The following is an 11,868-nucleotide window of genomic DNA, read 5'->3' as shown; positions in this document are numbered from 1 at the left end:
CATGTCAACACTTCGCTATAAGCCTAATACGACTGTCGCCTGCGTCATCCATAGTCAGGGAAAATTTTTATTCGTTGAAGAACTCATTGATAACCAACTACGTCTAAATCAACCCGCTGGCCATATTGAAGCCCATGAAACACTCGAGCAGGCTTGTAGAAGAGAAGTTAGAGAAGAAACTGGGCTGGATATTACATTAACTGGCCTTATAAGCATTTATCAATATAGTGCCAGTGAAGAATTAGCTTTTGTGCGTTTTACTTTTGCAGCTGAATGGCAAGATAACGACCAATGCATACCACTAGACAACGACATTATCGCGTGTCACTGGTTAACTTTAGATGAAATTAAACAACGTAAAGCGATCCTTCGCAGCCCGTTAGTCATTAAATCCGTAGAAGACTTTTTACATAAAGCTCACAGCCCATTATCACTGATTAATAGTGACTTACAGGTGATAGCCGACAACAATAATGCATGATAGAATATGCGCCGCACAATTTAGAGATTTTCGTAAGGTATTTATCTACGAATAAAGACTGGGTTTGTTGACTTGAAAAGCACTCGACTCGACCACATGTTCATCTCTTGTATCCGTAATTTCACTGGTTTTTAGGTTTTATGACATCAATCAATCCCGATTCAAATGGTAAAAAAGTCATCGTAGGCATGTCCGGCGGTGTAGATTCTTCAGTTTCTGCATACTTGCTCCAACAGCAAGGATATCAGGTTGAGGGATTGTTTATGAAGAACTGGGAAGAAGATGACACGGATGAATATTGTCTTGCAGCTGAAGATTTAAAAGATGCGCAGGCAGTATGTGACAAGTTAGGCATTAAGCTTCACACAGTTAACTTCGCCTCTGAATACTGGGACAATGTATTTGAGCACTTCCTTGCTGAATATAAAGCAGGTCGTACTCCTAACCCGGATATTATGTGCAACAAAGAAATCAAATTTAAAGCATTTTTAGAATTTGCAGATGAAATTTTAGATGCTGACTTTATTGCGATGGGACATTACGTTCGCCGCCGTGATAACGAAGACAGTACCACTCAAATGCTACGTGGTATTGATAACAACAAAGATCAAAGCTACTTCTTGTATACCTTAAGTGACAAACAAGTCGCTAAAAGCTTATTTCCCGTCGGCGAACTAGAAAAATTTCAAGTTCGTGATATCGCCAAAGAAATGGGCTTAATTACCCATGATAAAAAAGACAGTACAGGTATCTGTTTCATCGGTGAAAGAAAGTTTACCGACTTTTTAGGTACATATTTACCAGCGCAACCTGGTGATATTGAAACCGCTGAAGGCGAAGTCATCGGAACCCACCAAGGTTTGATGTATCACACGCTAGGTCAACGTAAAGGGCTTGGCATTGGTGGCATGAAAAACAGTAATGACGATCCTTGGTACGTAGTTGAAAAAGACTTATTGCGTAATGTTTTAATTGTCGGCCAAGGTGGAAACCACCCTCGCCTGATGTCAAATGGCATGACAGTAAGTCAACTTCATTGGGTTGACCGCAAAGGCCCAAGTTCACCAGCTAAGATAACCGTGAAAACACGTTACCGTCAGCAAGATGTTAACTGTACCGTGACGACTGAAGGTGATGACAAAATTAGCGTGATATTTGATGAGCCAGTAGCTGCTGTGACACCTGGTCAGTCTGCTGTTTTTTATGATGGTGAAGTCTGCTTAGGCGGCGGTATTATCGATACACTAATTAGAGGATAGAGCGTGAGCCAAGTATTATTTGAACGCACTATGGCGTTTGCAGGTATTTTACAAGCGATTGCTCAAGTTCAACATCTCGCGCGTCATGGCGATTCAGACGAAACAGCTCTTGCTGCGAGTCTGAACACCATTATGGTGACTGACCCAGATTCTGTTTCAGAAATTTATCAAGATAAACAAGCACTCAATAAAGGGTACCAACTGATTGAGAATCAGTTAGGTGATGGCAACAGCAAAGATGTTGAAACCACTCGCTACCTAGTTGGGATGCTCGCATTAGAACGTAAGCTCGCTCGCTCAGCAAATGGGTTAGGTATGCTAGCCGAACGTATCAACCAAGTGCACCGTCAATTACATCACTTCGCCATTACCGATGAACAAATCATTGCGAGTTTAGCGAGCATATACAGCGATGTGATCAGTGAGCTTGGCCCCAAATTACAAATTTCTGGTAATCCAGCTTGCTTGCAACAACCGCAAGTACAACAAAAAATCCGTGCTTTACTTTTATCAGCTATGCGTAGTGCAGTTTTATGGCGCCAACTCGGAGGCAAACGTCGCCACCTCGTTTTTGCTCGTAAAGCCATTGTGGATACTGCTATTAGTAGCCGTAAAAATAATTAATCGTATCACCCTACAACAAAAGTTCATCAAGGAGCTTCAAATGGATCTTTCTGCACTGACTGCTATCTCTCCGATAGACGGTCGTTATGGTAGCAAAACCACCTCTTTACGAGGCATTTTCAGCGAATTCGGTTTAACTAAATACCGTGTTCAAGTTGAAATTAACTGGTTAAAACTACTTTCTAGTTGCCCAGAGATTGAAGAAGTTCCGCCATTCAGCGAAGAAGCATTAACTTTACTGGATAGCATCAAGGATAACTTCAGCGAAGAAGACGCGTTACGCGTTAAAACAATTGAAAGAACCACCAACCACGACGTTAAAGCGGTTGAATATTTCATTAAAGAAAAAATTGCAGACAACGCTGAGTTAGTTGCAATTGACGAATTTGTTCACTTCGCTTGTACTTCTGAAGACATTAACAATCTATCTCATGCGTTAATGCTTAAAGAAGCACGTGATTTAGTATTAGCACCTCAGTGTCTTGAAATTGTTGATGCAATCAAAAAATTAGCGGCAGAAAACAAATCTGTACCGTTAATGTCACGTACACACGGTCAACCAGCATCACCTTCTACATTAGGTAAAGAAATGGCAAACGTGGCAGTTCGTTTAGAACGCCAACTTAACCAAATCAACGCTGTTGAAATCATGGGTAAAATCAATGGTGCAGTTGGTAACTACAACGCACACATCTCTGCTTACCCTGAAGTTAACTGGCATGAATTGTCGCAACGCTTTGTAACAAGCCTTGGTATTAACTGGAACCCATACACCACTCAAATCGAACCGCATGATTACATTGCTGAACTATTTGATGCTGTTGCTCGTTTCAATACTATTCTTATCGATTTCGATCGTGATATCTGGGGCTACATTGCATTAGGTCACTTTAAGCAACGTACTATTGCTGGCGAAATTGGTTCTTCTACGATGCCACATAAAGTTAACCCTATCGATTTTGAAAACTCAGAGGGTAACCTTGGTATTGCTAACGCACTTATGCAACATCTTGCTGCTAAGTTACCTGTTTCAAGATGGCAGCGTGACTTAACGGACTCTACCGTATTGCGTAACCTTGGTGTCGGTATGGCTCATTCATTAATTGCTTATCAAGCAACAATGAAAGGGATCAGCAAGCTTGAAGTGAATGAAGATAACTTACGTGCCGAATTAGACAAGAACTGGGAAGTACTGGCTGAACCAGTACAAACTGTGATGCGTCGTTACGGTATCGAAAAGCCATATGAAAAATTAAAAGAGTTAACACGTGGTAAGCGTATTGATGGCGAACAACTTGCTACATTCATTGATGGTTTAGCGCTGCCTGACAGTGTTAAAGCTGAACTTAAAACAATGACACCAGCTAACTACATCGGCCGCGCTGAAGCGTTTGTTGATGAGTTAAAGTAATTTATAAACAGCTATCTGTTTAAATTAAGGAATGGCGACATCTCAGCAGAGCTGTCGCCTTTTTATTGACTATGTATACATTAAATTTTGATACTGCGGCGTTTGTCAAAGACACTTGGCAAAAAAAGCCTATTGTCATTAAAAATGCTTTTAATGCCTTTGAAGATCCGATTTCTGCCGATGAATTAGCAGGTTTGGCAATGGAAGAAGATATTTCTTCTCGTATTGTCCAAACGAAACCGGATGGTTGGAATGTCATACAAGGTCCCTTTGAGGACTATGACGAATACGGCGAAAATGGATGGCAATTATTAGTACAAGCAGTTAACCATTGGTATCCTGAGTCACAAGCTTTTGTTGAAGCATTCCGGTTTTTACCAGATTGGCGCTTTGATGATTTGATGGTGTCTTTTGCAACACCTAAAGGTGGTGTAGGACCTCATATCGATAATTATGATGTATTCATTATTCAAGGCGAAGGCGAGCGTCGCTGGAAAGTCGGTGATAGAGGCGACCATAAACAACGTGGCGGCGATATAAATAGCCCATTAGTTGATGACTTTGAGCCAATTATCGATGTGGTATTAACTAAAGGTGACATCCTTTACATTCCACCAGGTTTTCCCCACTGCGGTGAAACATTGTCACTGGCATTGAGTTACTCCATCGGTTTTAGAGCACCAAGCCAACAAGAACTATTAACAGAATTAGCTGATGCATTGATTGACAATAATTGTGGCCAACACCGTTTTACTTCGAATGAAGAAGTCGCAAATAAAGGCCAAGTAAGCCAAGCACAACAACAAGGGATTATGGATTTATTAGCCCAACTGGCAAACGATCCAAACCAATATCAAACAATGCTTGGGAAAATGTTAAGCCAAAACCGTTTTGAGCTAGACATTAACCCATTTGAACAAGCGATTAGTTCAGTAGATGTGATTGAAGCCATTGAAGACGGTGCAAGCTTACAACGCGTCGGTGGACTCAAAATTCTGTCACTAGAAAACGATAAACAAGCACAAATCTATATCAATGGTGAAGCTGTAAACGTTGACAATATAGAGAGTGAGATTATCGATATCGTCAGTAACGAGCATCTCATCTGTCAGTCAGTTTTACTGAACTGGAAAGATTTACCCGCAGTCATCACATTACTCACATTATGTGTAAATCAAGGTTGGTTATACTTCGCTGAATAGCGTGTAAAGGTCTTGAAGTATTAATACAAAAAAGGCGCTTATCCATTGGGTTAAGCGCCTTTTGTATAATAGCGACTGTTACTGCTAATACAATTCAGACTGACCATTTGGCCTTGTTTTTAAAAACTTCAAAAACCACATGTATTGCTCAGGGTAAGCAATAATCACTTGCTCCACCATCTTATTAAGCGCGATGGCCTCATTATCCTTGCCCACCATATCTTGCTCATCAACTGCAGGCATTAATGTTAAGTTGAATTGATATTTCTCGGTGTCATAGCCAATCTTTACAGGAATAACCCTCGCCTTACCTGCCTGTGCAAGACGACCAACCACTGGCAAAGTAGCTTTCTCCGTTCCAAGTAAAGGCGCAAAAACACTTTGTTCGGGCCCTAAGTCTTCATCTGGTAAGTAAAAGAAACTGTTATCTTGACGTAATTCACTGATTAACGCGCGTATACCCGCTTCTCGCATGTAAACCCGCCCTTTTTGACTACTACGTAGGCGATTACTAAACCAGTTAAACAAACCGTTTCTGTGGGCTTTCGCCATGGTTACCATTGGTAATGCTAAATTTAACCTGATCCCAGCATAATCAATCGGCCAAACATGAGGCATAATAAAGATAATGGGTTGGCCCGCGTCCCTCGCAGCTTGTACATGTTCATAACCAGCTATCGTCACTCGACGTTTAATATGCTCATTTGACCTAATCAAAAGCTCAGCTTGTGACAACAAGGCTAAAACAAACATATCCACGTTTGCTTTAATTAGCGACTCTACTTCATCAGCAGACTTTTCAGGAAAACACGTTTGAATATTAATCCGTGCCACTTGAATAGGTTTTTTAGCAATTCGCATCACTACCTTAGCCAGTAAACGAGAAATGGGATCACGTACTCTGACAGGTAAGATGCCAAAAATAAATAAAACAGCAATTGCTAACCATGAGCCCCAATATCGTGGGTGAAGTAAGGAAAGAGTGAACCGACGATCGAAATGTTTTGCTTGTCTAGCCAAAAGAAACCTCAGAGATTACAACAACACGAACAAAAAACGATATAAACAAAAGGAATGTTTCAACGTCATATAATACCAATTATATGATTCCAACGGCACACATTTTAACGCCATTCACGACAATCGTTGATGTTTTGCTAAATATACAAACAAAAAAGCCACTCTTCAGAGTGGCTTTTACAACGAAAGCGAAATTATTTCTTAGCCGAGTTAGATTCTTCTACTCGAGTTTTCAGCTTTTGTCCTGGACGGAAAGTCACAACACGACGGGCTGAAATCGGAATATCTTCACCAGTTTTTGGGTTCCTTCCCGGTCTTTGATTCTTATCGCGCAGATCAAAGTTTCCAAAGCCAGATAACTTGACCTGCTCACCACTTTCAAGAGCTTCTCTAATTTCTTCAAAGAAAGACTCAACCATCTCTTTGGCAACACGTTTGTTAATGCCCAGCGTTTCAAAAAGATGTTCTGCCATTTCGGCTTTGGTAAGTGCCATACTTTTAATCCCTCAACGATGCGTTGAACTCGGTCTTAAGTGCAGAGACAACTGAATCAACTGTTTCAGTAATGTCTTTTTCTTCAAGTGTACGAGTAATGTCTTGTAATGTAAGTGCGATTGCTAAGCTCTTTTTGCCAGCCTCTACACCTTTACCTCGGTATACGTCGAACAAGTTTAAGCCAACCAACTGATTTTCGCCAACTTTTCTTATCAAATTCATAACATTAGTTGCAGAAACTTCTTCATCAACAACAACAGCAATATCACGTCGATTTGCAGGAAACTTAGATACAGTCTGGGCTAGCGGCAAACTGGCATGCAGTAAAGCGTCCAGTTCTAACTCAAAAATAATTGTTTTGCCATTGAGTCCAAAAGGCTTTTCCAAACTAGGATGGACAGCACCAATGATACCAATAACTTGATTATTTCGTAGTATTTCAGCACATTGCCCTGGGTGAAGAGCAGAATGTGTTGCACTTCTAAAAGTAAATTCAGAAGTTGAAACTGTCAAGCCGATAATTGATTCTAAATCACCTTTTAAATCAAAGAAGTCGACAGTTTTTGAGTCCATAGACCAATGTTCGTCATTTTGAACACCAGAAATTACCGCACCAATCATTGGTTCTTGTCTAACACCAGAATCTGCTTTGGCATCAGGTACAAAGCGTAAACCTGTCTCGAATAAACGCACTCGACCTTGTTGACGACTTTGGTTATAGCCTACTGACGTTAATAGTCCAGTGAACATAGATAAACGCATTGCTGACATTTCTACTGAAATAGGGTTCGGTAGAATCATTGCTGGCGCGTCAGGATGAACAAGGTTTTGCTGCTTAGGATCTACAAAGCTATACGTCACTGCCTCTTGGAAACCACGAGCGACTAGTACATTACGTACTTTACGTAATGAAATATCTGCTTCTTTGTGATCAGACATGGTTAACGAAGCAACAGGCGCAATATTCGGGATATTGTTATATCCATAAATCCGCGCAACTTCTTCAATCAAATCTTCTTCAATCGCCATATCGAAACGGTAAGTTGCAGTAACAACGTCCCATGTGTCGGCTTTGGCAGTCACGGTGAAGCCTAAACGTTCAAGGATTTCAGTCACATCAGTATCAGGGATATGATGACCTAAAATCTTATCTAGTTTGCTACGACGAAGCGTTAAGTTAACCGGCTTAGGTAAATTTGCTTCTGTAACAGCTTCTTCCACAGGGCCTGCTTCGCCGCCACAAATATCTAATACAAGGCGCGTAGCACGATCCATTACTTTGTGTTGTAGTTCTGGGTCAACACCACGCTCAAAACGATGTGAAGCATCGGTATGTAGACCTAAGCGGCGTGATTTACCCATGATCGCAAGCGGAGCAAAGAATGCACACTCTAACAAGATATCTTGAGTCTTCTCAGTCACACCTGTTTTTTCGCCGCCAAACACACCAGCCAACGCTATAGAACCACTGTCATCAGCAATAACTAAAGTGTCATCAGGTACAGTCACTTCATTGCCATCAAGCAATGTCAGCTTTTCTACACCATCACTTAAACGTACTTGAATCTCACCAGTTAGCGTTGCTAAATCAAAAGCATGCATTGGCTGGCCGTACTCAATCAAGACGTAGTTGGTGATATCAACGATTGGATCAATTGAGCGAATACCACTACGGCGTAATTTTTCTTGCATCCATAATGGGGTTGCTGCAGCAAGGTTAACATTCTTAACCACACGGCCTAAGTATCGAGGACACGCTTCATCAGCAATAACATTAATTGCCACTTTATCGTCGATTGTAGCTGTCACAGCTTCCCATGTAGGCTCTGTCACAGTCTCACGATTTAATACACCAACTTCACGAGCAAGACCTGCCATACCAAGACAATCAGCACGGTTAGCCGTTAAATCTACATCAATAACCGCATCGTTAAGATCTAGGTATTCACGCACATCTTTGCCAATAGGTGCATCTGTTGGTAATTCGATAATGCCATCACTTTCGATGTCGATACCTAATTCACCGTACGAACACAACATACCAAATGATGGTTGGCCACGTAATTTAGCTTTTTTGATTTTGAAATCGCCAGGAAGCACTGCGCCTACCATAGCAACCGCAACTTTTAATCCTAAGCGGCAATTAGGTGCGCCACAGACGATGTCGATAAGTTCTTCATCACCTACGTTAATTTTTGTTACACGTAATTTGTCTGCATCTGGGTGTTGGCCACATTCAACCACTTCACCCACAACGACACCACTAAACTCACCCGCTACTGCATCTACGCCATCTACTTCAAGACCTGCCATAGTGATTTGGTGAGATAAGTCTTCACGGCTTACTGATGGGTTAACCCATTCACGAAGCCAAGATTCACTGAATTTCATCTGTTTATTGCTCCGTTATTTGAATTGCTTAAGAAAACGTAAATCGTTTTCGAAGAAGGCACGTAGGTCGTTAACGCCGTAACGCAGCATCGTTAAACGCTCAACACCCATACCAAAAGCAAAACCAGAGTATTTTTCAGGGTCGATACCGACACTGCGAAGCACATTAGGATGTACCATGCCACAACCTAATACTTCTAGCCATTTACCGTTTTTACCCATTACATCAACTTCAGCTGATGGCTCAGTGAACGGGAAGTAAGATGGGCGGAAACGAACTTGCAAATCTTCCTCGAAAAAGTTGCGTAAAAAGTCATGTAAAATGCCTTTAAGTTCCGCAAAATTAACTTTTTCATCCACTAACAAGCCTTCAACTTGGTGGAACATTGGCGTATGAGTCTGATCATAGTCATTACGATAAACACGGCCTGGAGAAATAATACGTAATGGTGGTTTTTCATGTTCCATCGTGCGGATTTGAACACCTGAAGTCTGCGTGCGTAGCATGACTTTAGGGTTAAAATAAAAGGTATCGTGATCGGCACGTGCAGGATGATGTTCTGAAATATTTAGTGCATCGAAGTTATGGAAGTCATCTTCAATTTCAGGACCATTCTTAACTGAGAAACCAAGTTCACCAAAGAAAGTTTCGATACGTTCGATAGTACGTGTGACAGGATGAAGTCCACCCATCTCAATTGTACGACCGGGTAACGTCACATCGATTTTTTCAGCGATAAGTTGTGCTTCTAATTCCGCAGATTTTAAGCCTTCAATGCGTGCAGAAAGTTCTTTCTGTACAGCTTGTTTAGCTTGGTTGACTGCTTGTCCAAAAGCAGGCTTTTCTGCTGGGCTTAAGCTGCCCATTAATTTCATCATGTCAGTGATTTTACCTTTCTTACCAAGGTAATCGACACGGATATCATCCAATGCCTTTAGATCACTGGCCTTACCTATCACTTCTAAGGCTTGTTCTACGATCTCAGTTAACTGCTGCATTATATCTTCCACTGCATTCTTGCATATCAAATGCGTTAGGGCGCCTAAGGTTCAGGCGACATTATTAGTCTTAGTGTTAAAGCACGCTTTACACTTAGAGCATGGGGTTAAAACAAAAGATGGAATTTTACGTGAGCTAGGTTAATTTTACTAGCATTTATTACAATTTAAGGCAGTAAAATTGAGTATTTATACGCTTTTAGCTCATCAAGTCATGTATATGTTTAATGGATTGTATTGACACATAAATCTCACATCAAACTTAAGCAATTCACAACAGCTTCTATCTTGACTCCACCATAAAATATGAGCAAAAAACCAGCAATTTATAATCCAACTAAAGTTTACCGAACAAGATCCGATATACATTAGTAGCGAGTCATATTATGTAGAGGCGTACATGAAAGAAGTAAAATTTAGATGGATTGACCAATTTTTAATAAAACTAACAATAAAGGCAAAATTCACCATTTTGGCCATGGTGCCAATTTTACTGATTTTGTTACTTACGATAGCGTTAACCACTAGTTTTAAAACGACGTTAGCAGAAGCAGAAATAGATGAAGCTATCGCGCTCAATAACACTTATAACCACGCTGTAGAAGTCGCACTAGACTTGCTTAATGAAGAACAAAAACAAACCTTTTTATCAAATATCAACGGCAATAGTAACGCTGTCAATGTTTCATCATTAGGCCACCAAGCTCAACAAATGGCACGTCAAGGTGGTGGCTCAATTGAAACAGCAGCTGGATTTGAAGTGCTGAGTAACATTAATAATTACGATATTGTCATCACCACATTAATCCCTCATAGCAATATAGAAAAAAAAGCTGGTAAAAATAATAGCTTAGCCTATGCTTTAACCGCTGTAATCATCATCATCATTTTGCTTTTTTCTTACTATATTTCAACCTTCATAGGTGGTGCATTGTATACCACAGTAATGGCATTGAGACGCGCAGCAGACGGTGATTTGAGTAGTCGATTAAACTTTTTTGAAGTACCTGATGAGTTTAGTTTATTAGCAATTAGTGTCGATACGTTAGTAGACAGGCAACATAAACTTGTCTTACAAATGTCACAGGCAACAGAGCAAATAAGGCAGGTTGTACAATCGTTTAGAGCAACTGCTGAGGACGGTCAATCGGTAGCAGTGAATCAGCGCCAACATTTAGATTCATTAGCGACTGCGATGGAAGAAATGACAGCTGCAGTAAAAGAAGTTGCCCGAAACGCAGAGCAATCGTCATCAGAGACACAAGAGGCAAATAATCAAGTTACCGCAGGCTCTGAAGACATTGCCACAACGGTGCAAGCCATTGATTTATTGTCAACAGAAATTGCTGACGCATCTGATGCTGTTAATGTATTAAATGATAACGCCAGTAAGATTGATGCTGTTGTTACAACAATTAATGCTATTTCTGAGCAAACCAACCTACTCGCTCTGAATGCCGCAATTGAAGCAGCAAGAGCCGGAGAGCAAGGAAGAGGTTTTGCTGTCGTTGCTGATGAAGTCAGAACACTTGCAGGTCGCACGCAATCTGCAACAGTTGAAATCAAAACCATGATTGAAGCATTACAGTCTGGCTCACAAAACCTTACTCAAGTGATGTCTCGTACCGTCGAGCAGGCTGAAGAAGGCAAGAAACATGTACTTCAAACAGGTGAGGATTTAGCAAGTATTGCTCATCACAGTGGTAAGGTATTTGAAATGAGTGTGTTAATAGCCACTTCTGCAGAGGAACAATCAGCAGTAGCAAACGAAATTGCATCAAACTTGATGGAAATCAGGAACCAGTCTCATAACGTTGAAGAAGCGGCCAATATGTCCGTGTCTGGTTGTGATGAACTTAATCGCACCGCTGAAGCGTTAGATAAGTTGATGATAGGTTTGAAGGTTTAACACCTCATAATTTGATAAAACGTCTTTAACAAAGCCTTTAATTAAAAAGAACTTTATAAAAAGCACCATAAACGAAA

Annotated in this window: 10 protein-coding genes; 6 read left to right on the top strand and 4 right to left on the bottom strand. The window is 40.8% G+C overall.

Going from position 1 to position 11,868, the window contains the following annotated elements; genetic code table 11:
* Position 1 precedes the first annotated feature (1 nt).
* The 5 genes from AN944_RS09845 (at position 2) to AN944_RS09825 (ending at position 4,977) form a co-directional block, all read left to right on the top strand.
* Positions 2–481, top strand: a complete 480-nt coding sequence (locus AN944_RS09845) for an NUDIX hydrolase (RefSeq protein ID WP_055024436.1) — start codon at positions 2–4, stop codon at positions 479–481.
* Between the two features lie 140 nt (positions 482–621).
* The gene (gene mnmA / locus AN944_RS09840) at positions 622–1,740 is read left to right on the top strand and encodes a tRNA 2-thiouridine(34) synthase MnmA (protein WP_055024435.1); all 1,119 of its coding nucleotides are present in this window, start codon (positions 622–624) and stop codon (positions 1,738–1,740) included.
* 3 nt (positions 1,741–1,743) lie between these two features.
* The gene (gene hflD, locus AN944_RS09835; RefSeq protein WP_055024434.1) at positions 1,744–2,364 is read left to right on the top strand and encodes a high frequency lysogenization protein HflD; all 621 of its coding nucleotides are present in this window, start codon (positions 1,744–1,746) and stop codon (positions 2,362–2,364) included.
* A 40-nt stretch (positions 2,365–2,404) separates the two neighbouring features.
* Positions 2,405–3,775, top strand: a complete 1,371-nt coding sequence (purB, locus tag AN944_RS09830) for an adenylosuccinate lyase (RefSeq protein ID WP_055024433.1) — start codon at positions 2,405–2,407, stop codon at positions 3,773–3,775.
* Positions 3,776–3,846: 71 nt separating this feature from the next.
* Positions 3,847–4,977 carry a cupin domain-containing protein gene (locus AN944_RS09825; protein WP_055024432.1) on the top strand — a complete coding sequence of 377 codons (1,131 nt, stop codon included), beginning with the start codon at positions 3,847–3,849 and terminating at the stop codon, positions 4,975–4,977.
* An 84-nt stretch (positions 4,978–5,061) separates the two neighbouring features.
* On the opposite strand, the gene lpxM is transcribed toward AN944_RS09825, so the two are convergent.
* The 4 genes from lpxM to pheS all read right to left on the bottom strand — a co-directional run bounded on the left by lpxM (position 5,062) and on the right by pheS (position 9,882).
* On the bottom strand, positions 5,062–5,997 hold the full coding sequence (gene lpxM, locus AN944_RS09820) for a lauroyl-Kdo(2)-lipid IV(A) myristoyltransferase (protein WP_055024431.1): 936 nt from the start codon (positions 5,995–5,997) through the stop codon (positions 5,062–5,064).
* A 194-nt stretch (positions 5,998–6,191) separates the two neighbouring features.
* Positions 6,192–6,491, bottom strand: coding sequence for an integration host factor subunit alpha (gene ihfA / locus AN944_RS09815; RefSeq protein ID WP_055024430.1), 300 nt, complete (start codon positions 6,489–6,491; stop codon positions 6,192–6,194).
* A 4-nt stretch (positions 6,492–6,495) separates the two neighbouring features.
* The gene (gene pheT / locus AN944_RS09810; RefSeq protein WP_055024429.1) at positions 6,496–8,883 is read right to left on the bottom strand and encodes a phenylalanine--tRNA ligase subunit beta; all 2,388 of its coding nucleotides are present in this window, start codon (positions 8,881–8,883) and stop codon (positions 6,496–6,498) included.
* A gap of 15 nt (positions 8,884–8,898) precedes the next feature.
* Positions 8,899–9,882 carry a phenylalanine--tRNA ligase subunit alpha gene (pheS, locus tag AN944_RS09805; protein ID WP_055024428.1) on the bottom strand — a complete coding sequence of 328 codons (984 nt, stop codon included), beginning with the start codon at positions 9,880–9,882 and terminating at the stop codon, positions 8,899–8,901.
* Positions 9,883–10,282: 400 nt separating this feature from the next.
* Between pheS and AN944_RS09800 the strand changes: the two genes are divergently transcribed.
* On the top strand, positions 10,283–11,791 hold the full coding sequence (locus AN944_RS09800; protein ID WP_055024427.1) for a methyl-accepting chemotaxis protein: 1,509 nt from the start codon (positions 10,283–10,285) through the stop codon (positions 11,789–11,791).
* Positions 11,792–11,868 lie beyond the last annotated feature (77 nt).

Origin of the sequence: Shewanella sp. P1-14-1 (assembly GCF_001401775.1) — a bacterium.
In the GTDB taxonomy this organism is placed as follows: Bacteria; Pseudomonadota; Gammaproteobacteria; order Enterobacterales; family Shewanellaceae; genus Shewanella; species Shewanella japonica.
The sequence above is the reverse complement of the archived record's forward strand: the minus strand, read 5'-3'. Positions and strand labels throughout refer to the sequence as shown.